Here is a 24,512-nt window from a genome sequence, read left to right as displayed (position 1 = left end):
TTGCTGACGAAATTCATCAAGTTAAGCATTTTGGCTTAACGCATTAATTTGAATAATAAGGATCACATCATGGCACAAGTTATCAACACTAACATTCTGTCTCTGACAACTCAGAACAACTTAAACCGTTCACAAGGCGTATTAGGTTCTGCAATTGAGCGTTTATCTTCTGGCTCACGTATCAACAGCGCTAAAGACGATGCGGCAGGCCAAGCGATTGCTAACCGTTTTACTTCAAACGTTAAAGGTTTAACTCAGGCAGCTCGTAACGCTAACGATGGTATCTCTATCGCACAAACCACTGAAGGTGCATTGAACGAAATCAATGATAACTTACAACGTATTCGTGAGTTAACGGTTCAAGCGAAAAATGGCACTAACTCTAATTCAGATATCACTTCGATTCAGAATGAGGTTGATGAACGTTTAAAAGAAATCGATCGTATCTCTAAAGAAACGCAGTTTAACGGTGTTAAAGTTCTGAGTGGTGAAAAAACAGATATGAGTATCCAAGTGGGTACTAATGATAATGAAGTTATCAATTTTAAATTAGATAAAATTGATACTAAAGTTTTAGAAGTTGAAAAAGAAAAATTATTTGATGCGAAAGTTGCGGGCACAGCTACTTCTAAAGGTGACGCAATAGATGCAACAGTTGCTGATGCTGCGATTGCAGGTGCAACTGGCTTCGGTGCGGGTATCACAGCGGTCACTAAATATCAAGAAGATGGTGCAGACGTTGCAAACAAATTTGTTGTAACGAAAGATGATGGTACCGAAGTGGTTGCGACATTAAAAGTAGGTACCGGGGCAGATGCTAATAAAGCAGTTATCAATGCTGAAGAGGGTGAATTTAAAGCTACTGACGGTAAAGCTGGGTTAGAAGTTAAAGCTGATGCTCTGAAAACTTTAGATGACGCAATTAATAAAGTTGATGAAAGCCGTTCTAAATTAGGTGCGATCCAAAACCGTTTCCAATCTACCATCAACAACCTGAACAACTCTGTTAACAACCTGAGTGCAGCACGTAGCCGTATTCAAGATGCTGACTTCGCAACAGAAGTTTCTAACATGAGCCGTGGTCAAATTCTGCAACAAGCAGGTACCGCTGTGTTAGCACAAGCTAACCAAGTTCCACAAGGTGTTTTAAGCCTGTTACGTTAATTCGTGATTGGTTGATTATATTGAAGGCCAGCAATGCTGGCCTTTTCTTTGCCCGTCATATTAGCCGTCATATTTCGCACCATAGCGTTGTTGGCTTCATAAGTTCATCCGAATCACGTACTTATGTACGCTCATCGGTATAAACTTATTTGCCGTCTAGCTATAGCACGAACTATATAGGCTAAAGAAACATATTTTTAAAGCCAAAACACCAAAAGCTAAAAATGGTTCAAAAAGTGGTTTTAACAAACCAACCACTCCCACTTGTATTGCCAGTAAAATCCCCTGAAAGTTGTGTTAAAACAATCATTAACCTGGTAATTATTCAAATTTGACCTATTTAGGATAAGGCAAATAAAGCCACATTTAGTGCCTTACTCTACGGATTGAATTCAAAACCAACACAGATAATGAATACCTTTTATAAAGCTTGAAGGGTGATTCAGGTTGTGAGTGATTTGTATACTGCCGAAGGTGTGATTAATAAAAATAGCCTATGGGAGCGTTATTACCCTCTAATACGCCATGAAGCCCTGAAACTGCAAGTCAGACTACCCGCCAGTGTTGATATCGACGACTTAATTCAAGCGGGGGGCATTGGTTTACTGCATGCATTGGAACGTTTCGATGTTACCCAAGGGGCATCGTTTGCCACGTATGCAGTGCAGCGAATTCGTGGTTCGATGTTAGATGAATTGCGTAGCCGTGACTGGGTGCCGCGCAGTGTGCGCCGCCAAGCACGAGAAATGACCAAAGCCATTGGTGTGCTGGAGCAATCGTTAGGGCGCAGTGCCACTGAGCCAGAAATCGCCAAAGCGCTGGATATCGACCTTGCGGAGTATCGCCAAGCGCTACTAGATACCAATAATAGTCAACTGTTTTCCTACGATGAGTGGCATGAAATTCACGGGGAAAGCTGTGAGCCGCAAATGGATGAAGACGATGGCGGCAACCCGCTGAGTTTGTTGCTGGATTCTAGCCTACGTGACCAAATCGCGGCGGCAATCAATCAGTTACCAGAACGCGAAAAAATGGTGCTGACACTGTATTACCAAGAAGAGCTGAATCTTAAAGAGATTGGGGCGGTGTTGGATGTAGGGGAGTCGAGGGTGAGTCAGCTGCATAGTCAGGCTATCAAGCGCCTTCGTGGCCGCCTCAGATAGATGCTCGTCATACTTCGCATTGTGGGGGTGTCGACTGCGCTCGGCTACTCGGGTCACATACTTATGTATGCTCCCCGAGATATCCTCTCTGGTCTTCTACCCACAATCCGAATTATTTAGAGCATCCGCATTGGTGTTAAAAGATCTTTTCTTAAATTTATTTTGTGTAAATGTTTAAAGCATCGTATTGCTAAATAATATCTCAATATTAATTTTCATTGGCAGATTTAGCCAAATAGTTCCCTGCCTTGGTATGCCACGCTCTTGGGGATTGGGTGAAGCCCAGTTTTAAATATTCGGTGAGGTTACTGTCGGTGGAAAAAAATAAAATCTGGCAGTCGGCGGGGAGCTCTTCAGCGGCGAGGCGCATTAATTGGCGGTCGATGCCGTGTTTTTGATAATGCGCATCAACGGCCAGTTCGCAGATATAACAACAAGAACTAAAATCTGTTACTGTGCGGACAAATCCGACGACTTGTTCGCCATCCCATGCACTAACCAATAAATCCGCATTATTCAGCATCGCATCTAATTGAGTAAGATTATCGGTTGGCACCATTTCCTTAAATGGAGACTGGCGAATTAACCGAATAAAATCCTCAATAGAGATAGCAAAGTTGACTTTATAGTTCAGGCGACTGGCAATAGCATCCATAGAGTTCCCTTTGTAATCAAACGACACTCTTATAGGTTTAGCCTGAAATAACGTAAATTTCCTGTTTTTTGTGGAATTTTATCATAGCCTAGCTATTCCAATTACTGCGTAAATGTCCTAAGTTAAATTCAAGGTAGTTGTGATGTTTAGCCCAACTGGGTAAATACCATAAGAATTCTATTCAACAGACAAGTGAACGAGATATGACTATGGAACTAAAGGATTATTACAGCATCATGGGTGTTAAACGCACTGATGATTTAAAAACCATTAAGACTGCGTATCGCCGTTTAGCGCGAAAATATCATCCTGACGTTAGTAAAGAACCGGATGCCGAAGCGCGCTTTAAAGAAATTGCAGAGGCATGGGCGGTACTTGGTGACAAAGAAAAACGCGCAGAATACGATGAAATGTGGGAACACAGGAATGACCCTTATTTTAACCAAGCTAACCAAGGCCAACAGAGCCACACCTATTCCCAGCAAGGGTTTGATGCAGGCGGCTTTGATGATATTTTTTCATCGATGTTTTCTCAACGAGCACGGGGTGGCAGCACAAGGCAGGCGCGCAGTCATCGTGGGCAGGATTTAGAAGTTGAATTGGCTATTTTCCTTGAAGAAAGTCAAGAGTCGCATAAGCGTACCATCAGTTATAACCTACCGGTCTATAACGCTTTTGGTTTTATCGAAAATGAAGTTCCCAAAACACTTAATGTCACTATCCCAGCAGGCGTGATTGACGGGCAACGCATCCGTTTAAAAGGGCAAGGCACTGCGGGGGAAAATGGCGGTGAAAATGGCGATTTATGGATAACCATCCGCATTGCACCACACCCATTATTTGATATCAAAGGCCATGATTTAGAAGTGGTCGTGCCGCTTGCTCCATGGGAGGCAGCCCTCGGAACTAAAGTCACCATTCCAACATTAAAAGACCCAATTGTGATCACTGTTCCTGCTAATAGCCAAGCCGGACAAAAATTACGTATTAAAGGTAAAGGACTGAAACATAAAGGTACAGCAGGGGATTTGTATGCGATTATAAAAATCGTGATGCCAAATAGCAGTAATGCAGAAGCGGATGCGCTGTGGCAGAAATTGGCGGAGACCCAACAGAGTTTTGACCCACGTAAAAATTGGGGAGGCAAATAATGGAACAGTTCACATCATTAACCGTTATTGATTTCTGTATTCACACGGGTATTGCGGAAGAGGAATTACGGGAAATTGTCGGCCTTGGGATAGTTCAACCCATTGAAACTGCTAATGAATGGTTATTTGATGATCACGCAGTGATCATCGTGAGAAGGGCAGTGCGACTTTACCATGAGCTCGAAATTGACTGGCCGGGAATTGCAATGGCAATGAGCTTGATGGAGCAAAATGAGCGGCTTCAGCGTGAAAATGAGATGCTGCGGCTACAACTAAAACGTTTTATTGGTTAGTTAGCTAATAGTTTAATTGTTCACCACCACGAGCCTTAATAACTAAAATTGGGTTTGTGGTGGTTATAATTACATCTAAAATCTAAATTATTAGTAAATTGTATTATATTTTTTGATTAATTTGATAAAGCTAATAATTAAATAATATTTTAATGAACACGAACAACAAAAAAGCCCTTACCATCCAGTAAGGGCGTAATAACGACAACGAGATTTTTTATTGTTAATTAAATGGTTGCAGCTTCAGCAATTAACTTACCAAGCTCTTGCCAGTTCTCACTATCAATAAGGTCATTGGGCACCATCCATGAACCGCCGCACACTAATACAGAAGGTAGTGCTGTGTATTCTTTAATATTTTTCACACCAATACCGCCAGTTGGCATAAATTTAACCGGGTAAACGGCGCTGAGTGCTTTGAGCATGGCAACCCCGCCAGAGGCTTCGGCTGGAAAGAATTTCAACGTGGTGAGATTAAATTCAAGGGCTTGTTCTACTAAACTTGGATTATTCACACCAGGAATAATGATCACGTTCTTTTGTTGGCAATAGGCGACAATTTTGGGGTTAAAGCCCGGGCTGACGATAAAATCCACACCCGCTTCAATGGCTTGGTCAACTTGCTCTGTGGTTAATACGGTACCTGCAGCAATCAGTAATTCAGGGTAGGCAGCACGCATATTTTTAATCGCTTGTACCGCGGCCGGGGTGCGGAAGGTGACCTCTGCACATGGCAGGCCATTATCCACTAAGGCTTTTGCTAATGGCGCACCATGCTCTGCACTATTAATGGTGATAACAGGAACAACATTGAGTTTCTTAATTCTTTCAAGTAATTGATTCATGGTTAAAGCCTCTTAACATGTTTCTAAAGCAGTGGTTGGCATAGCTTCGGATGGAATAATCGCTCCCCGGTGTTGGATGACGGTTCCAGCCAGTAAATGACCTGTTTTTGCCGCTTCGCATGGGCTGCCACCTAAAATACGGCAAGCAAGGTAGCCGGCACTGAAAGAATCCCCTGCGGCAGTGGTATCAACCACATGGCTTATTTTATTGGCAGGAACTTCAATGCGTTCGTTATCAATAACCACAAAACAGGCATCGGCACCGCGCTTAATCACAATCTCATTCACGCCATATTGTTGGGTACGGGCAATTGCATCGGTTTCATCAATATCACCGTAAAGCAGTTGTTCGTCATCAAAGGTCAGAAAAGCGATCTCCGTTAACGTGAGAATTTGCTGGTATGCTTGTTGAGCGGCTTGTTTCGATGGCCAAAGTGCTGGGCGATAGTTATTATCAAATACAATTTTGGCGCCATTCTGCTTAGCTTGTTGTAACATTTCAAATAGTAACTGACGTGAAGCGTCAGGCAAAATGGCTAGGCTGATGCCACTTAAATAGATAAATTGTTGTGAATTTAGAATTTGCTGTGTGTGGGCTTTGCTGTTTTGATCAAGGCACACTGCATCAAGCCAAAATTTTGCCGCGGCATTATCTCGCCAATAGAAAAAACGGCGCTCGCCATCAGCAGCGGTTTCGATCAAATACATCCCGGGCAAATGTTTGTCTGAAATAAACACTTCTTCAGTATTGATGCCTTCTTGTTGCCAACTGTTTAGCATTTGTTGGCTGAATGGGTCTTTGCCTAAACCGGTGATGTAACGGGTTATCACACTGTGATCTTTGGTTAAACGAGACAGGTATAGTGCGGTATTTAGCGTATCCCCACCAAACGTTTGTTTATAAAGCTCACCCGATTTTTGCAACTCAACCATGCATTCGCCAATAACGGCAACTTGCGGATATGCACTCATTTTCACCACCGAATTAGTAAACTATTGCTGACTTGATAGTGCTATTAAAGCGCATTTCATTGCCAATTTCAATAAAAATGAAACGCCGTTTTAAAAATATCGAATCATCGTTCTTGTTTTTGTATGAAGAGACAATTATGCTACTCAAACTTAGGTGATATCAGTTAGTTTCGTTAATTTGGGGTATAATATTGCTATCAATTTTGCAATTTATAGGATGATGGAAAGGTAATGGATAAGACAACACAAACGGATGCCGTGTCAGCGGTAGTAAAGGTATTTAGTATTCTTAGTGCCCTTGGAGAGCAAAAGGAGATTGGCGTATCTGAATTGTCCCAACGTTTGTTGATGTCAAAAGCCACTACATTTCGTTTTTTGCAAACGATGAAGCAGTTGGGGTATGTCGAACAAGAAGGTGGGGCAGATAAGTATTCACTGACCTTGAAGCTCTTCGAATTAGGTGCGAAATCCCTCGAGTATGTTGATTTAATCGAAATTGCAGATAAGGAAATGCGCCATATAGGCCAACTGACGAATGAAGCGGTGCATTTGGGTGCATTAGATGAAGACGCCATTATTTATATTCATAAAATCGACTCGAGTTATAATTTGCGTATGTATTCACGAGTTGGGCGTCGTAACCCATTATATTGCACTGCAATCGGTAAGATTTTACTCGCTTGGCAAGATGAACAAACGATTCGTCTAGCATTGAAAGATGAAACCTTTAGCCAAAAAACAGCAACGACGATTTTAACCTTAGAGGACTTGCTGGCGGAATTAGCCACAGTTCGTGAGTGCCATTATGCGCAGGACCGAGAAGAGCAGGAGTTAGGCCTGCGCTGCATTGCAGTACCAGTGTATGACAGGTTTGGCCATGTGATTGCAGGGTTATCGATTTCATTCCCAACTATTCGTTTTGATGAACAACGCATTGGCGATTATGTCGAATTACTGAAAACAGCCGGGCGTAATATTTCACAGAAAATGGGTTATCACCAATATCCATAATATTGGTGATATGGGCTATTTATGAATTAAGTTGTTGAGTAAATAAATCGGTATATTCAAATTCATAGGTTTGTTCTGGGTTGCCAGAGCTTATGGCCTCTGGGAAAGGTTTATTTCCCGGGCGGTCACGGGTTAAGCTCCACATTGACACCAAGTTAAGGCCATTATTTTTAGCAAATTCAGCGAGAATATTGACATCATTAAAGTTAAACATGGTGAGGTCATCATTGAGACCAATCATGGGTGTAATTTGTACATAATTATATAGTTCGTTATCGTCTATCCCTGGATATAGCGGTTTTAGTTGGTTTTTGATGCTATTGGCGGCTTTTACCGCTGCATCCCCAAGGCTCGTGATATTCGGGTCGTAGTAGTCCATTGCCATCCCATTAACCTTCATCATTAAACCCGCATCAACCGATTTTTTCACGAGTGCTAAGCCTGTGCTGGTTAGCCCTGTTGGCATAGTCGGCAAGGTTAAGCTGAGGGTGATTTGTGGATTATTATCTACAATGACTTTTAAGGCATAAAATGCATTATCAGCATCGTACAGACCATTCTCGAAATCTAAATCAATATGTGAGGCATTGAGTGTATCAATGGCTTCTTGGTAGGTGTTGATGAGTTGTTCTTGTGTTTGTACCAATGAAACATCTTGGTTAGCAGCTCCCCCAAATGAAACAGCAACTTTAACACCGCCAGCAATCAGTTCATCACACAAAGGTTTAGCCCAGCTAATTGGCATGGATGGCTGGGCTGACCATGCTGCTTTTTTATCTAATGTGGCGGTTAAAAAACCAAGAGACAGTATATCTACCCCATACTTAATAGCGGCTTGGCTATATTTTGCATTAGGCCTGCCATTTGGGTAATTTTGCCAATCATTCCAAGTTGCATCAACACTGACATCCATATAAGGACCAAAATAAGTTTTATGCATTGTATACCCTTAGTTTATTAATTTATAAAAGGAAATTTTAGCCTATGCTCTACGGTGTAATTGATAGGACAAGGTCACTTTTATAGAAAATTGACTCTGTAACAAGAACAAAAATTATTAGTAACCTAATAGGTTATAGGTCGGTTATGAGCATGGAAATGGAAGTGATTCGCTGTCGACTGCGTTCAGAAAGCCGGATCATATACTGATATTTGCTTATTCGCCTACCTCCACTTTTTATCTAGGAGCTGGCGCTTTGCCTTCTTTCAAATTTGTATTCCCCCAATTAGCAGAGACGCTTAGATTGCCATTTGCATCATCATATGCTGTGTAAACACCCTTTTTGAGATTAATATTTCATCTTCGCATTGCCATAAAAACAACCAACAGATTTAAAATAAACCCATAATGGAACTAATTAATTATTCTGATTTGTTTTGAAGTTGAGCTTATATACTTGGACAAAATTGAAGAGGATAACAAGGTTGAAAAGTAACAGAAATTAATGGGTTAATGTGGGGGATGGTTGGTGAAAAAACACCCTTAGTATTCAGATAAGTCAATAACAACGATGTATCAATCAATTGATTTAATAACTCATGTAAATTACTTATTTGAATATTAAGGTTTTTATAAATTTCACTTATTATTATTCAACATTCAGTGTTGCTGCTGACATATAATATTCGCTTATGGACACAGCAGGAAATTGATATGTTTAAAAAGATTATTGTTATTATTTTTCTTTGTTTCACTTCTTATGGCTTTGCCAGCGACTTTACATTTAAAGAAAAGTCACCCGCTGATCGCGAGTTTGATAAAGACTACCAAGGAATTAAAGAATTACAGGCACAACAAAAGTTTGTCTTTGATCCCAAAAAGAAACTTTCTCAAGAAGAACAAAGTTATCAAGCGTTGTTAGAACAGCGAAATGCAGATGAAAACGCGTTTCCACAGCGTTTTAATGTGTGTGATGTTAACCCGACGGGAGCAGGGTGCCCTAATTCAATGGCTTGGATGAATGACCGCGAGCAAATGAAAAAAATGCTGGAGCAAGCAGGTCGTCCTTATTAATTATTGGTTTATGTGTTGGCTCTAAGGGAGCATAGCCCCCTTAGAGTTCATATTATACAGATTCAGGGAATGTTAAGGTTGCACCGGGAGCTTCACGGCTTAAATGTATGAAATTCATATGTTTTTCATATTGGTCGAGAATATCACTGATCACTTGTTCTTTAGTGTAATCCATTAAATCATTCCCTTGCGAGCCTTCCCATAAGAAAGTTTCTAAGCGGTAATAATGGGATTTTCCTGAACGTGCGCGATAGGTAAAACCAGGAACCGAATAGCGCTGAGGCCATACTTGGTAAATAAAGCTTTGTTCTTCGCCAAGGTCGACCGTTAACTCTAAATGGTCTAATCGCTCATCAGCAATCGGTGGTAAGGTGTTAAATTCCACTTTTGCTCCCCTTAAACTGAGCTCTTTTGCCACTTCTTGCATGGCTGGAATACAGACTAAATCAAGCATTCGCTGGGTATACGTTGTTCCAGGGAAATTCATCACTCGTCCCAAACGCTGTTTCCAATTGAGTGTTCCATTGCCATACAGTGGTGCTGGCGCATTGGTATTTAACGAACTAACTCGTCTAAAGTCCTCAACTTTTAATGACTTATATAGCCCAGCCATAATAAAGAAGATAACAAAACTGAATGGTAAGCCCATGATCACTGTCGTATTTTGTAACGCAGCGACGCCATCTGTCATTAACATCCCTAAGGTGAGTAAACCAATCGCGACAGACCAAAAAATCCGCAACCAATTGGGCGCATCGTTGTTAATATCACTGAGTTTTGAGGTGAAATTGCCTAACACCAAAGAACCGGAGTCCGCTGAGGTGACATAGAACAACAACCCAGTAATTGTGGCGACGGAAGCGGTTAGGCCAAAGCCGGGGTAAAGCTCAAGTAGTGAATAGAAGCCTTTTTCGGGTGCGTCGAGCACGGTTTTAGCAAGTTCGCTATTACCGTGAATGATTTCATACAATGCACTATTACCAAAAATAGATAACCACAATAGTGTGAAAACAAACGGAATAATTAAAGTGCCAATCACAAATTGTCTAATCGTTCGACCGCGAGATATACGCGCGAGGAATAAGCCAACAAATGGCGACCATGCGACCCACCAAGCCCAGAAAAACAGCGTCCAGCTATTCATCCAATCGGTTGGGCGATCAAAGGCAAAGCTGTTGAGAGTCATCCCCATAAAACGATTGACATAGTCCCCCACATTCAGTACTAAGGCATTAAGTAAGAACTCGGTATCTCCGACAAATAAGATAAATAAAATCAAGCCAAGTGCCAAAAGCACATTGAGCTCTGATAACACGCGAATACCTTTATTTACCCCTGATGTAGCGGAGATCACTGCCATAATCACCGACAGCAGAATCAATCCACTTTGCACGGGAAGCCCTTGGGGTAAATCGAATAATACTTTGAGTCCATAATTTAACTGAACAACACCGATCCCCAGAGTTGTTGCGATACCGAAAATCGTCCCTAGTACTGCAGCAATATCCACGGTATGGCCAATCGGGCCGTCAATCCGTTTGCCAAAAATAGGATAAAGTGCGGAGCGAATGGTTAACGGCAAGTTATAACGATAACTGAAATAACCCAGTGCAATCCCCATTAAGGCATACATAGACCAGCCCGTTAGGCCATAGTGGAACAGGGTCCACACCATCGCCTGACGAGCTGCTTCTAAGGTTTCGCCTTCACCCGTTGGCGGCAGCATGTATTGAGTGACCGGCTCAGCGACAGAGAAAAACATTAAATCGATACCAATTCCTGCGGCGAATAGCATCGCAGACCAACTTAGTACGCTAAATTCAGGTTTAGATTGCTCGGGGCCGAGCTTGATATTACCAAAGCGCGAAGTGGCAACGAAAATGACGAAAACAATATACAGCGTCGCTGCTAACAAGTAATACCAACCAAAGGTTTTGGATACCCACCCAAGGGCAGCAACGATCCACTGATTTGCTGTTTCGGTCATCAAGATGGTGAAAAAAGAAAACGCCAGAATAAGGCCGGCGGAAGTAAAAAAAACCACAGAATTCAATTTATCCTTCTGCTTATTTTTTGGACTATTTTGAGTTGTCATTGGTAGTTCCACATTTTTATTTATTTAACAGGTTAAAATTACTTTCTAAGCTAATTAATTGATTTATCAGCTAAGATTTGATTTTCGTTATCCTCTCCTTTATGCTAATTGTGAACGAATTGTTGTAAACAATAGTTAATATTGATTGAACATTCAATTAAAAAAACGTTTAATACAAGGGATCAATGTATTTTTTAGGTTCAAATACCATGCCGAAGATAGGAATGCAGTCGATACGTAAACAGCAGTTAATCCAAGCCACGTTGGCAGTGATTAATGAAGTTGGAATGCAGGAAGCCAGTTTTGTGTTAATTGCCCGTAAAGCCGGGGTTTCTACAGGAATTATTAGTCATTATTTTCGTGATAAAAATGGCTTACTTGAAGCCACTATGCGCCATATTCAATATCAATTGGGGTTTGCGGTAGCAATACGCCTACGCATGTTAGCTGGGGCGGAGCCAAAATTACGCATTCAAGCGATTGTTGAAGGTAACTTCGACCCAACGCAAACCAGTGAGGCGGCGATGAAAACATGGTTAGCCTTCTGGGCTAGCAGTATGCATCAACCAAATTTAAACCGTTTACAGCAGGTCAATGACCGGCGTTTGTATTCAAATTTAAGTTATGAGTTTGGGCGAGTGTTAAGCAAAGTGGATGCGCGGATGGCTGCGAAGGGACTAGCTGCTTTAATTGATGGCTTATGGTTACGGAGTGCTTTGAGTAATGAGCAATTTCCTGTCAAGGATGCACTCAAGATCACCAACGAGTATATCGATATGCAACTGAAACGTGCAGAGGTTATCGGAACCTAATGACCAATTCAGAGGAGATAATATGCAACATCCACCGATACATAAGCTTTATATTCATGGTGGCTATGTCGACAGTTCACAACCTGAATGCGGGCAATTTCCTGCAGTCAACCCTGCAAATGGTGAAACTATCGCGCATTTGCAGTCTGCAACGCTTGAAGATATCCAATGGGCGGTAGAAAGCGCCAAACAAGGCCAGAAAGTATGGGCGGCAATGACCGCAATAGAACGTTCACGTATTTTACGCCGTGCGGTGGATATTTTACGGGAACGTAACGACGAACTGGCTTACCTCGAAACGCTTGATACGGGGAAACCACTTTCTGAAACTCGTTATGTAGATATCGTTACAGGAGCGGATGTCCTTGAATATTATGCAGGGTTAATCCCTATGTTAGAAGGGCAGCAGATCCCTCTACGTGATAGCGCGTTTGCCTATACCCGTCGTGAACCGCTAGGAGTGGTGGCAGGGATTGGCGCATGGAATTACCCCATCCAAATCGCGTTATGGAAATCTGCACCTGCTCTGGCAGCTGGTAATGCTATGGTATTCAAACCTAGTGAAATCACTTCGTTAACGGCCTTAAAGTTAGCTGAAATCTATACGGAAGCGGGCGTGCCTGCAGGAGTATTTAACGTGGTGACCGGGCAAGGCGGTGAAGTGGGCCAATGGTTAACAGAGCACCCTGATATTGCCAAAGTTTCATTCACAGGGGGGATCGCAACGGGTAAAAAAGTGATGGCGAATGCGTCAGCCTCTTCATTAAAAGAGGTGACGATGGAACTAGGTGGTAAATCACCTCTCATTATTTTTGATGATGCAGACTTAGATAAAGCCGCGGATATTGCCATGATGGCGAATTTTTATAGTTCAGGCCAAGTGTGTACCAATGGAACAAGGGTTTTTGTTCCTGAATCGCTTAAATCGCAGTTTGAAGACAAGATCATTGAGCGTGTAGCTCGGATTAACATAGGTTCACCTGTTGACGAAAATACTAACTTTGGGCCATTAGTCAGCTTTGCTCATATGGAAAATGTATTGCGTTATATTGCGTTAGGTAAACAGCAAGGCGCGAAACTATTGTGTGGTGGTGAACGCTTAATGGAAGGTGATTTTGCGCAAGGTGCGTATGTTGCACCAACGGTATTCACCGATTGCCATGATGAAATGCAGATCACGCAGGAAGAAATTTTTGGTCCTGTCATGAGTATTTTGAGTTATCAATCAGAAGATGAAGTGATTGCTCGTGCAAACAATAGCGTATATGGGCTTGCAGCTGGGGTCGTGACACAAGATTTAACGCGTGCACATCGGGTTATCCATCAATTAGAAGCAGGAATTTGCTGGATTAATACATGGGGTGAATCACCTGCTCAAATGCCTGTGGGCGGATATAAGCATTCCGGCGTTGGTCGTGAAAATGGCATTATGACGCTACAAAATTACACGCAAATCAAATCTATCCAAGTAGAACTCGGGGAGTTTTCATCCGTATTTTAATCACATCATTTTAATTTGACTGAAACAGAGGAGATAACAATGGTCTATGACTATATTATTATCGGTGCTGGTTCAGCCGGTAACGTTCTTGCTACCCGCCTGACAGAAGATCCTGATGTTACTGTGCTGCTCCTTGAAGCAGGTGGACCGGATTATCGGTTCGACTTTCGCACACAAATGCCAGCGGCATTAGCGTACCCATTACAAGGGCGACGTTATAATTGGGCTTATGAAACTGACCCTGAACCGCATATGAATAACCGCCGCATGGAGTGTGGACGTGGAAAGGGGCTTGGTGGCTCATCATTGATTAATGGGATGTGTTACATCCGAGGGAATGCTCTAGACTTTGACGGTTGGGCAGAGGCACCAGGGTTAGAAGACTGGCGTTACCTCGATTGTTTACCTTATTTTAGGAAAGCGGAAACGCGTGATATTGGCCCTAATGATTACCACGGTGGAGATGGTCCCGTTAGTGTGACCACACCGAAGAATGGCAATAATGTGTTATTCCATGCGATGGTGGAAGCTGGTGTACAAGCGGGCTATCCAAAAACAGATGATTTAAATGGGGTTCAACAGGAAGGTTTTGGTCCGATGGATCGCACAGTCACACCACAAGGGCGACGTGCTAGCACCGCAAGAGGGTATTTGGACCAAGCGAAAGGGCGAAGAAATATCACCATTGTGACACATGCGACAACAGATACCATTGAGTTTGAAGGGAAAAAAGCGGTTGGTGTGAAGTATTACCAAGGCCAGAGCACGGCACCTACGGTGGTGAAAGCCCGTAAAGAAGTATTATTGTGCGCGGGGGCGATTGCGTCACCGCAAATCTTGCAGCGCTCTGGCGTGGGGCCTGAAGATGTTTTAGCTGAATTTAATATTTCGCCTGTCCATGTCTTACCCGGTGTTGGGCAAAACCTGCAAGATCACCTTGAAATGTATTTGCAGTATGAATGCAAACAGCCTGTTTCATTATATCCTGCATTAAAATGGATTAATCAGCCCAAAATCGGTGCCGAATGGCTATTTAAAGGTACTGGAATTGGAGCAAGTAACCAATTTGAAGCCGGTGGATTTATTCGTACCAGTGAAAAATTTGCATGGCCAAATATTCAATTCCACTTTTTGCCTGTGGCGATTAACTACAATGGTAGTAATGCAGTCAATCAGCATGGTTTTCAAGCTCATGTGGGCTCAATGCGCTCGCCTAGTCGAGGTCGTGTTCGCTTAAAATCTTTAGACCCAAGGCAACATCCGAGCATTTTGTTTAATTACATGTCATCGGAACAGGATTGGGAAGAGTTCCGTGCTGCTATTCGTATTACCCGTGAAATTATGGCTCAACCTGCACTTGACCCATATCGCGGAGAGGAAATAAGCCCTGGAAAACAGATTAGTACGGATGAAGAGCTAGACGCATTTGTCCGCGAGAGAGCAGAAACCGCTTTTCACCCATGCGGAACCTGTAAAATGGGTCATGATGATATGGCGGTAGTTGATGGTGCAGGGCGAGTTCACGGTATTGAAAATTTACGGGTTATCGATGCATCGATTATGCCGTTGATTATTACGGGGAATTTAAATGCAACGACCATCATGATCGCGGAGAAAATTGCCGATAAAATTCGAAACCGTCCTCCATTACCCACAAGTGATGCAGATTATTATGTTGCAGGTGATAGGCCAGTGAGAAAACAGCCATTACGAGATTAGTTTATTCACGCAATTTTTAAATACAAAGCGATTGATATTCATATCAGTCGCTTTTTTTATGTGATTAAAGAATAAAGGTAAGTCAATTAACACCAATAATATTAATGATAATGCAAATGATATTCATTATGATCTTGATCATTATTATCATTGGTGTATATTCCAAGGCTTAATAATATTCACAAGGGAAATGAGTACGTAACCATTCAATAAATAAGGTTTTTCGAACTAGTTACATCTATGGCATAGCACTTAAATTTACTTTAAATGCATAAATGGAAAAGTATAAAAAATGTATCCTCACATCTTTTATACGCTATTTCTTCACGTCTATCTAATCATCATTAATTAATGAAGGCATTACTTAAATGATATTTCAAAATAAAAACATAATTAGCTTAATTATTATATGTTCTTCAAGCACAGCATTAGCGAATCAAACCAATACCACAACTCAAAAAGATAAACTTCTCGTCACAGCCAGCAAAATAAAGTCAAATAGCAAGCAAATAGACGCCAATGATATTTCTACCGTAAGAGGAACGACCAATTCAGATATATTTGCCAATGAAACTTCATTGCAAGTTAATAATGCACGAAATGAAGCGGGTGCACTGGATATCGGTATTCGAGGCTTACAAGGTAATGGTCGAGTTCCCATTATCATTGATGGCAGTTTGCAATCAACCAACACTTGGCGTGGTTACCAAGGAAGTACAGATAGAACTTATGTGGATATGGATTTAATCGATACAATTGAGATCGAAAAAGGGGCTTCGATGAGTAAATTCTCAGGAGGAGCCATCGGAGGTACGGTTAAATTAAAAACATTATCAGCAAATAGTATTATTCCTCAAGGTGACCAATTTGGTTTCTTATTTAAGGGGAATATTTACAATAATAACCGACGCCCGACTATCGCTTCAGATGAAAAAGGCGAGTCTGGGTATCGTGTTTCAAACGGTGTTAAGAATTCACATTTTAATAATGGCTCTATCACGACTGGGGTTGCATATCGAAATGATAAATTTGACATTTTGTTGGCTCATAGTGATAGAAAACAAGGGAACTTCTTTGCCGGTAAAAATGGTTATCATAAATACGCAAATACAGATGCTCCTATTAAACCTGGGCAAGAAGTCGTTAATACCAGCTATGAAAGTCAGTCAACATTATTAAAAACTAATATTTATCTTAACCCATACTCAAGTATTGAATTAAATTACCGACATCATGAACAAAAAGCAGGCGAGGTTTTAGCGGCGTATTGGTACCAATTCGATGGGAAAATGCCGCAGTGGTCATTAGGTAGCGCAGATATTGATACTGCCTCTTTAAACTATTCTTATAAACCCGATTCATTATGGGTAGACATGAATTTAGGCCTTTGGTGGACAAAAGGTAAATTTAAACAACGTAATGGCACAACGGATGATGTTACCGCGCACTACGGTAATCAATATCAGCATCGCTATACCGATGAACGAATGGGCTTTAACTTAGAAAATACGTCTGAGTTTGCAGATTATCCTATCGATATCACTTATGGTGTGGAATATATGCAACAAAAATCAAAGCCATTGACTAAAACCTATCAACCGATTTGGACGCCAGAAGGAACCATACCCGGTGAGGAGTTAGATCCTGTAACGCGTAATGCTAAAGGAACGAATAAATCAGCCTTTACCAATATGGCATACAAAGGGGAATGGGTGAGTACTTTAGTCGGGTGGCGTATTCACGCTTTTGATGTTGATGACCATGTTTTAGGTAAAAGTATTAGCTACGGTCCGAAAAATGATTTAATGGGTGAGCTACGTTTTCATGTGACTGACGAATTTGATATTTATACCAAATATTCTGATAGCTATAGAGAACCGAGTTTATTCGAGACCACAGCATCAGGGCAAACCTACTCTTATTCTCCTGATGTTCCATTAAAACCAGAACATGCTAAATCATTTGAAGTTGGAATGAATTTAGAAAAAGAAAATCTTATATTTGATGAAGATAATGCTAAATTACGTGTGGCTTATTTTAATAATGATATAAAGGGCTATCTCTCTCAAGGAGTGAACCCAACGGGCGTATATCACCCTTATATCGTGATGAAAAACTACGATAGTTTCAAGCTCGCAGGTTATGAAATCGAACTGAAATACGATTCTAATTATGCATTTGGTTCCTTCGATGCGACATTTTATAACAATTCTGAGTTATGTTCACGAGACGAAATGGAGTTAGGTCGCCTTCCAACGGCATGTAATTCAGTTGGGTTTGCTTGGGGGTTATCGCCTTCACGTATTCCACCGAAAAAGGTTGTGACCGGTATTGTTGGGGTGAAAATGTTTGATCAAAAACTACAAACAGGTTTGCGAGTTCGTTATAACTCAGGCAAAGACTACCCTCATGAGTGGCTAGTGGGAACCGCTGCGGCCCCAGTAACTAAGCTATATTCAACCACTACATTCGATTTGTTAGGCAAATATCATGTTTCGAAAAATATTCATGTGAATTTTAACATTGATAACCTCACTAATCGCTATGCATTTGACCCAGGAACTGTGATTTATATGCCTATCCCAGGAAGAACGTTTAGACTTGGCGTCGAAGCAACATTTTAGTTAATTTCGTGATTATTACCTTAGGTTTATATTAGCCTAAGGTAATATAGAATTCATTATATGGCTTTAATAGATTAATTTTTATGATAATTTAAATAAAATAGTGTGCGGTGTTGTTTATTAGTTGCGCTTTTTATGACTTTTTTCTTCGGGTTTAAGGAATATGCACTAGTCAATTTTAGACAAAAAAAACCTCCAAATATTTAAGGAGGGAAAATAAATATAAAGCGAGCCTATTTATATAACATTAATTTACGGTAAACCATAGCCGACCAGTTGAATTAATTTATACAAAAACGACATTAGCTCACAATTTATAGCGTTTTAGTTATTCAATTTAGATGAACATCTATTATTTAACAGAGTTAATCAGCCATTGTAGATAATTATCTTCAATTTGGCTTGGGTCTAAGCGAATGAGTTCTGGGGTTTCATATGGGTGTATTTTTTTTATCTCATTAAATAAATTGAGTTGATTTCCTTGAGTCGTTTTGATCAATAGTAAGATCTCCTTATCTTGTGTGATATTACCATGCCATAGATAAACTGATGTTATTTCTGGGAGTAGAGAAATACATGCAGCTAAACGATTAGCTAACAAATGTTGAGTTATTTTAATTGCACTTTCATGGCTATTGGTCGTACATAACACAATACATGGGCGTTGAGCATTTGTGGTGTAAATGTTATCAGTAGACATTTTATTTCCTTATTAGTCATATTTAGATGGGCTTTGTTACTCATATTAGATTAGTGATAAAAAGAGTATGAGAACAAAGGATAATCACTATAAGTGTTTTTTAGCATTATCAGATTAGATAATAACTAATATAAATTAAGCAGAGAGTATGGGTTCAATAGTAAAGTGTGCGTTTTTTAATCAGTTGTTATCATTATTATAATTTTTTATATATTCAACACAATTTAGAATATTTCTTGATTTTATTTTATTAATTCGATTCAGCAATCATAAATTGATGACGCTCTATAAAAATAATTGAAATTTTAGTATATTAAGAAAAAAATTGATTAGAAGAAAAATGCGAGTTTATGTGCTGTTAGCCTAGTAAAAAAGCAAATAATAAGCCCAGTTTTATTCTTACTCTTATTAATGTAAGAATAAGCTTGTTTTTGTGTGCAAGATATATCAGAAGATTAATTGCTGAAATAATATATTACGTATTGTTACAAATTAGTTTGAGTTTTTATCATAAAAAAATCTACGTACTGATAAATATCAAGGTTTTTGAGCTATATATTGTTAATCTAAAGATAAAATTAGAATATATAACTGAAATTACTCTGTATTTCCATCTTTAAACGTGTATGGATAACCTTATGAATAAACTGACACCTTTAAAACCTGTTCCAACTCTAATCGCAGTCGCAATAACATTAATTATTTGGTTTTTAATTCCTGTTCCTGAAGGTGTTAATCCAAATGCGTGGCACCTTTTGGCATTATTTGTCGGCACAATCGCTGCCATTATTGGTAAAGCTTTACCGATAGGGGGTGTTTCTATTGTCGCAATTTCATTAGTTGCAGCTACAGGAGTCACTAATCCTGAATCAACCAAAGGGGCAATTGCGGATGCCTTAAGTGGTTTTTCCAATGACCTAATCTGGTTAATTGGTATTTCTATCATGGTTTCCATGAGCTTGAATAAAACAGGTTTAGGGGCGAGGATAGGTTATTATGTCATTTCTTTATTTGGTAAAAAAACATTGGGTATTGCTTATTCATTGGCAATAGCAGAAACAATTTTGGCTCCTGTCACACCAAGTAATACTGCGCGAGGTGGGGGAATTATTCACCCAATTATGCGCTCGATTTCAGATAGTTTTGGGTCAAAGGCCGAAGATGGAACCGCAGGTAAAATAGGGCGCTACTTATCACTCGTTAACTACAATATTAACCCGATTACTTCCGCAATGTTTATTACGGCGACAGCCCCCAATCCATTAATTGTTAGCTTGATAATTAGCGAGACTAGCCAAGAAAATGAATTAACTTGGGGGATGTGGGCTATTGCCGCATTTGTTCCAGCCATCGTGTCATTAATATTAATGCCCTTGGTTATCTATTTTATGTATAAACCAGAAATTACCTCAACACCGGATGCACCAAATTTCGCCAAAGAACGTTTGCAGCAATTAGGCCCAGTTTCATTGCCTGAAAAAATAACGCTTGGTGTTTTTGGGTTATTACTTTTGATGTGGGCCGGTGTACCTGCAATGATTTTTGGGCCTGCATATAGTGTTAATGCTACCACTGCTGCCTTTATTGGGTTGAGTATTCTATTAGCGACAGGGGTCATTAATTGGGATGACGTGCTAAAAAACAAAGGGGCTTGGGATACGGTTGTCTGGTTCTCCGCTTTAGTGATGATGGCGAGTTTCTTAGGAAAACTCGGTCTCATTAAATGGATGTCATTAACAGTTGGTGCAACCATTGATGGAATGGGCATTAGCTGGGTATGGGGAATGTTAATTCTTGTTTTAATTTATGTGTATTCCCATTATTTCTTCGCGAGTACAACGGCGCATATTACGGCAATGTATGCGGCATTTTTCTCCGCGGGTTTAGCGCTTGGTGCTCCACCAATGTTATTGGCCTTAACGTTAGCATTCTCATCATCACTAATGATGTCATTAACACATTATGGTACAGGAACAGCCCCGATTATCTTTGGGTCAGGTTATGCCACTCTTGCTGAATGGTGGAAAACTGGTTTTGTCATGAGTGTGGTTAACTTAGCCATTTGGTTCTTCATTGGTAGCGTTTGGTGGAAATTCTTAGGTTATTGGTAATTAGCTGAATTAGTTATTAAAAACAACCAATAGAAATCGGGCTATCGGCTCGATTTCTTCTTTTTAATATCCCTTGCTACAAAGAAGTGGCTATTGTGACAACAAGGCCACCTATTATAGAAATCAACATCACTTTCCCCCAACTACAGACTGATGATGATTTTAATGCGTGTTGCCATAACAGACTTATTTCGTTGGCATGTGCATACTTTCTTTTATTGATCGCCGCCTTTACCTTTTTGATTGTATCGTTATCTATCGGTAATGTTTTTTGAATAACCATGCTATGACCTTCCATTAAGTTGAAGATGAAACTTCAATCGGTAAGATTGACACTGTTCGCCTGTCTTAATTATCTCAGGTCATACAAGAAGAAAAATTGATGAGATTTTATGCAAACTTCCTCTTTTATCCTATTTGAAATGAGATTTAATCTATTTAATAAGGAAAAAGGTAGCTTAAGAGAAAAATCCTCTTTATTAAGAGGAAATGGCTCTTGATTTAAGGTTACATTTATTATTTTTGGGCGAGATATTTTTTATTTAGAGAAGTCGGAGATAAAGGCCATAAATGTGATTGGTTTACATGCAAAAGCCAGTATGATGTAGCTGCGAGTCAGTTAATTCATTCAGAGGAACACATGTATTCACAAAGGAAGGCAGAATTTTTCTTGGTGCTTACCACGATAATTGCAGCTTGGGGATGGGTATTTTCCCGAGAAGCTGTGCAGGGAATGCCAATATTTGCCTTTCTTGGTAGCCGTTTTTTACTCGCTGCTATCATTTTAGCCCCTTTTTGCCGAGGGAAAAAAAATAGAATAACGCTGAAGCAATTACCAAAAATATTAATGACAGGCGGTTGGATGTCATTAAATATGGCGCTCTGGATCCACGCGGTGGCAATAACAGACTCAATTGGCGAAGGGGCTTTTATTATGAGCCTCGCTATGTTATTTGTTCCGTTAGTTGCATGGGGCATTTTAAAAAATAAACCTGTCCGTTATTTCTGGGAAGCACTCCCTGTTGCGGTATTAGGGCTGGCATGCTTAACCCTATTTAAGGCTCAGCTTGAATTTAAAGCAAGTCAACTGTGGTTTCTTGGCGCGGCAATTGTCCAAGCTATCTATTTTTGTTATACCAGTTTATATACCCGAACAATTCCTCTTTTACCGTTAACGGCCATTCAACTTGCTTGTACAGGAATGACAGGGCTAGTCTTGTCATTCTTTTTAGAAGAATGGCCGAGCAGCATGACAACGCCTACCATGATGTGGTTTATTGCTAGTGTGGTGATAGCAACGAGTTTGCGCTTTGTGTTACAGCTTATTGGTCAAAAAAATACCACAGCAGGAAATGCGGCAATTATTATGATCCTTGAACCCGTGATGACCGTTTTTGTCGCGGCGATTTGGTACCATGAAAGAATGCCTTTTATCCAAATTGTGGGTTGTGTGCTAATTTTATCATCATTATTCTACTATCGATGGCGCTGTTCTAATTCATTGCCAAGGTAGAATATACATAATAAAAAATGGGTTAATACAGCTTTTTTACCAGAAAACAGCTATGATTGTTATGAATAGTCAGTGATAGGGATATTAATCTTAATAAGAGCGTCTTATTTTGCGTATTAAGATTAATGGTATTGAAAATATAAACGATATATCCAAAATAGCGTGAACTAGGAATAATAGCGGTTTATTATTATCACCTTAGTTAAAGCTGAATAGGAAATGGGCATAAAATGAAAAAATTAGCATTAATATTAGGTATGGCGGGAGCGATGGTTGTGTTGTCTGCATGTTCTGATGAAAAATCAGAAATTGCGGAGTACAAAGAGAATTTTGTGAATACCTGTGTTGTTGCATCAGGAAACCCGCAAGGTGAAACGGCAAATGCGGTCAGTGCAATTTGTGGTTGTGCCTACGATAAAACAATTGAAAAATATGGTTTAGCTGAGTTTAAACGTATGGATGCGGAATTAGAAAAATCAGGTACTGCAGAACCTGAATTCCAAAAAACCATGATTGAATTTGTTCAACAGTGTTCGACTAACGCGCGTTAATTGTTTATTACTCGCAGCTATTTATTATCAATCAACAATAGCTGCGAGTTTATTATTTTTATTTAAATAAATGTTTAAATTGATGTGGAGCACTGCGCAAGTATTGTGGCGCAACATCTATCTGTTCATTCAATTCGCTCGCTGCTCGCCAAGGCCAACGTGGCTCAAATAGGATCCCTCTGCCAATAGCCACCAAATCTGCTTGGTGGGTTGCAATAATGGCTTCAGCTTGTAAAGGTTCAGTGATAAGACCTACAGCAATGACAGGCATCATGGTATTTTCATGAATAGCTTGGGCTAAAGGGACTTGGTAATTTGGGCTCAATGGTATTTGTTGCTCTGGTGATAGCCCACCTGACGAAACGTGAATGTAGTCGCAACCCAAATCCTCTAGTAATTCAGTAAGCTCAATAGATTCAGGTGTATTCCAACCCGATTCAAGCCAGTCTGTTGCAGAGATCCGCACGCCAATTGCAATATTAGGGTTAATCGCTTTTCTCATTTCATGGAAAATATTGATAAGTAATCGAGTACGCCCCTTAAAGCATCCACCATATTCATCTTGTCGTAAGTTTGATACTGGTGATAAGAACTCATGCAGTAAATATCCATGAGCGGCATGGATCTCAATAACGTCAAAACCTGCTTTTTCAGCACGAATAGCTGCATCAATAAACTGTTGTTTTAGCTGTAAAATTTCTTCAATGGTTAATGCATGTGGTACCGCATTATCACCAAAAGCGAGCGCAGATGGTGCAACAGTTTGCCAACCATTAGGTTGTGTGGGCTGGATACTTTTACCTCCCAACCAAGGTAAATCAGTTGATGCTTTCCTGCCTGCATGAGCGATTTGTACCCCTAAGCGTGCATCTGAAAACTGCCTGATATCGTTGAGCATTTGTTGCATTGCAGTCATTTGTTCATCATTCCATAAACCAAGATCTTTGTAGGTAATACGCCCTTCAGGAACAACAGCGCTAGCTTCTACAATAACTAAAGAGGCACCAGATAAAGCAAGGTTCATATAGTGGGCTTTATGCCATGCTGTTGGCATGCCATTTTCTGCGGAGTATTGGCACATAGGGGGAACAATAATTCGATTTTTCAGAGAAACTTGGCCTATTGATACAGGTGAAAAAAGGCGGCTCATTGAAACATTCCTTATTAGCAAACTTAAATTATTTTAATATTATACTCGGTTAGCCAAGTTTTTTTTGTGAGATGGTGTGGTTTTACGGGGAAATTTTATTTTTAGACGGATCGTTGATAGAAAATCAAGTAAAATTTTGCATATTTGATCAAAACCATAAAAAGTATATTTCCCTAGCAACATAATGAAAAAAGAGGGAAAAAATATAAAAAAATGAGATAAAAAATAAAATATAATAATAACTATTATTTTTTGATTGTTATAATTCTGTAACTTATAAATAAAATTAATTACCACCAACTTAGAGTGGCGTTAATTTATGCTTATGGTTTTAATGGTTCTAATAGAGAATAAAGCTATTTTTTTATTTTAAATGATAATTTAAATAAGAATTAATGCATTGTTTGTGAAGCAAAAATATAAAATATTCCTTGCGGTTATATTCAATGGTTTATATAAGAAACAAGC

The 24,512-nt window shown here is 40.0% G+C and carries 20 protein-coding genes; 13 read left to right on the top strand and 7 right to left on the bottom strand.

Going from position 1 to position 24,512, the window contains the following annotated elements:
• Window positions 1-69 precede the first annotated feature (69 nt).
• Both FVA69_RS13310 and FVA69_RS13305 read left to right on the top strand, forming a co-directional pair.
• The gene (locus FVA69_RS13310; protein ID WP_164528943.1) at window positions 70-1,164 is read left to right on the top strand and encodes a FliC/FljB family flagellin; all 1,095 of its coding nucleotides are present in this window, start codon (window positions 70-72) and stop codon (window positions 1,162-1,164) included.
• 449 nt (window positions 1,165-1,613) lie between these two features.
• Window positions 1,614-2,327 carry an RNA polymerase sigma factor FliA gene (locus FVA69_RS13305; RefSeq protein WP_109911178.1) on the top strand — a complete coding sequence of 238 codons (714 nt, stop codon included), beginning with the start codon at window positions 1,614-1,616 and terminating at the stop codon, window positions 2,325-2,327.
• A gap of 208 nt (window positions 2,328-2,535) precedes the next feature.
• Here FVA69_RS13305 and FVA69_RS13300 read toward each other — a convergent pair whose 3' ends face one another.
• Window positions 2,536-2,982: a GNAT family N-acetyltransferase gene (locus FVA69_RS13300; protein WP_164528942.1), complete on the bottom strand. Its 447-nt coding sequence runs from the start codon at window positions 2,980-2,982 to the stop codon at window positions 2,536-2,538.
• A 209-nt stretch (window positions 2,983-3,191) separates the two neighbouring features.
• Between FVA69_RS13300 and cbpA the strand changes: the two genes are divergently transcribed.
• Window positions 3,192-4,133, top strand: a complete 942-nt coding sequence (cbpA, locus tag FVA69_RS13295) for a curved DNA-binding protein (protein ID WP_123382179.1) — start codon at window positions 3,192-3,194, stop codon at window positions 4,131-4,133.
• Window positions 4,133-4,426 (top strand): chaperone modulator CbpM, encoded by a 294-nt coding sequence (locus FVA69_RS13290; protein WP_004910002.1) that lies wholly within the window; start codon window positions 4,133-4,135, stop codon window positions 4,424-4,426. Before cbpA ends, FVA69_RS13290 begins: the two co-directional genes overlap by 1 nt.
• Window positions 4,427-4,653: 227 nt before the next feature.
• Here FVA69_RS13290 and FVA69_RS13285 read toward each other — a convergent pair whose 3' ends face one another.
• Window positions 4,654-5,271, bottom strand: a complete 618-nt coding sequence (locus tag FVA69_RS13285; RefSeq protein WP_004910004.1) for a bifunctional 4-hydroxy-2-oxoglutarate aldolase/2-dehydro-3-deoxy-phosphogluconate aldolase — start codon at window positions 5,269-5,271, stop codon at window positions 4,654-4,656.
• Window positions 5,272-5,283: 12 nt separating this feature from the next.
• Window positions 5,284-6,243, bottom strand: coding sequence for a sugar kinase (locus FVA69_RS13280; protein WP_109911181.1), 960 nt, complete (start codon window positions 6,241-6,243; stop codon window positions 5,284-5,286).
• A 231-nt stretch (window positions 6,244-6,474) separates the two neighbouring features.
• Here FVA69_RS13280 and kdgR point away from each other — a divergent pair, with 231 nt between their 5' ends.
• Complete coding sequence (gene kdgR / locus FVA69_RS13275) at window positions 6,475-7,254, top strand: DNA-binding transcriptional regulator KdgR (RefSeq protein WP_164528941.1); 780 nt, start codon at window positions 6,475-6,477, stop codon at window positions 7,252-7,254.
• Window positions 7,255-7,273: 19 nt separating this feature from the next.
• Here kdgR and FVA69_RS13270 read toward each other — a convergent pair whose 3' ends face one another.
• Window positions 7,274-8,194 carry a chitinase gene (locus FVA69_RS13270; RefSeq protein ID WP_109911183.1) on the bottom strand — a complete coding sequence of 307 codons (921 nt, stop codon included), beginning with the start codon at window positions 8,192-8,194 and terminating at the stop codon, window positions 7,274-7,276.
• A gap of 714 nt (window positions 8,195-8,908) precedes the next feature.
• Here FVA69_RS13270 and FVA69_RS13265 point away from each other — a divergent pair.
• Complete coding sequence (locus FVA69_RS13265) at window positions 8,909-9,268, top strand: hypothetical protein (RefSeq protein WP_004910017.1); 360 nt, start codon at window positions 8,909-8,911, stop codon at window positions 9,266-9,268.
• 52 nt (window positions 9,269-9,320) lie between these two features.
• Here the strand turns inward: FVA69_RS13265 and FVA69_RS13260 are convergent, their stop codons facing one another.
• On the bottom strand, window positions 9,321-11,363 hold the full coding sequence (locus FVA69_RS13260) for a choline transporter (RefSeq protein ID WP_109911184.1): 2,043 nt from the start codon (window positions 11,361-11,363) through the stop codon (window positions 9,321-9,323).
• Window positions 11,364-11,572: 209 nt separating this feature from the next.
• Here FVA69_RS13260 and betI point away from each other — a divergent pair, with 209 nt between their 5' ends.
• From betI to FVA69_RS13240, 4 genes are all read left to right on the top strand, one after another.
• A complete protein-coding gene (gene betI / locus FVA69_RS13255) occupies window positions 11,573-12,175 on the top strand; it encodes a transcriptional regulator BetI (protein ID WP_164528940.1) in 603 nt (200 codons plus the stop codon).
• 22 nt (window positions 12,176-12,197) lie between these two features.
• A complete protein-coding gene (betB, locus tag FVA69_RS13250; protein WP_117162041.1) occupies window positions 12,198-13,676 on the top strand; it encodes a betaine-aldehyde dehydrogenase in 1,479 nt (492 codons plus the stop codon).
• A 39-nt stretch (window positions 13,677-13,715) separates the two neighbouring features.
• Entirely contained in the window at window positions 13,716-15,395 is a 1,680-nt protein-coding gene (gene betA, locus FVA69_RS13245) for a choline dehydrogenase (protein WP_123382056.1), read from the top strand.
• Window positions 15,396-15,763: 368 nt separating this feature from the next.
• Window positions 15,764-18,019, top strand: a complete 2,256-nt coding sequence (locus FVA69_RS13240) for a TonB-dependent receptor domain-containing protein (RefSeq protein ID WP_164528939.1) — start codon at window positions 15,764-15,766, stop codon at window positions 18,017-18,019.
• Between the two features lie 352 nt (window positions 18,020-18,371).
• Here the strand turns inward: FVA69_RS13240 and cutA are convergent, their stop codons facing one another.
• Complete coding sequence (gene cutA, locus FVA69_RS13235) at window positions 18,372-18,719, bottom strand: divalent-cation tolerance protein CutA (protein ID WP_004910033.1); 348 nt, start codon at window positions 18,717-18,719, stop codon at window positions 18,372-18,374.
• 638 nt (window positions 18,720-19,357) lie between these two features.
• Between cutA and FVA69_RS13230 the strand changes: the two genes are divergently transcribed.
• The 3 genes from FVA69_RS13230 to FVA69_RS13220 all read left to right on the top strand — a co-directional run bounded on the left by FVA69_RS13230 (window position 19,358) and on the right by FVA69_RS13220 (window position 22,894).
• Window positions 19,358-20,830: an anion permease gene (locus FVA69_RS13230; protein WP_004910038.1), complete on the top strand. Its 1,473-nt coding sequence runs from the start codon at window positions 19,358-19,360 to the stop codon at window positions 20,828-20,830.
• A 640-nt stretch (window positions 20,831-21,470) separates the two neighbouring features.
• On the top strand, window positions 21,471-22,343 hold the full coding sequence (locus tag FVA69_RS13225) for a DMT family transporter (RefSeq protein WP_164528938.1): 873 nt from the start codon (window positions 21,471-21,473) through the stop codon (window positions 22,341-22,343).
• 230 nt (window positions 22,344-22,573) lie between these two features.
• Window positions 22,574-22,894 carry a hypothetical protein gene (locus tag FVA69_RS13220; protein ID WP_004910043.1) on the top strand — a complete coding sequence of 107 codons (321 nt, stop codon included), beginning with the start codon at window positions 22,574-22,576 and terminating at the stop codon, window positions 22,892-22,894.
• A gap of 58 nt (window positions 22,895-22,952) precedes the next feature.
• Here the strand turns inward: FVA69_RS13220 and FVA69_RS13215 are convergent, their stop codons facing one another.
• Window positions 22,953-24,044 carry an NADH:flavin oxidoreductase/NADH oxidase gene (locus tag FVA69_RS13215; RefSeq protein ID WP_123382052.1) on the bottom strand — a complete coding sequence of 364 codons (1,092 nt, stop codon included), beginning with the start codon at window positions 24,042-24,044 and terminating at the stop codon, window positions 22,953-22,955.
• Between the last annotated feature and the right edge of the window lie 468 nt (window positions 24,045-24,512).

The sequence above is a fragment of the Providencia sp. PROV004 genome (genome assembly GCF_011045615.1).
Lineage (GTDB): Bacteria > Pseudomonadota > Gammaproteobacteria > Enterobacterales > Enterobacteriaceae > Providencia > Providencia rettgeri.
The sequence above is the reverse complement of the archived record's forward strand: the minus strand, read 5'-3'. Positions and strand labels throughout refer to the sequence as shown.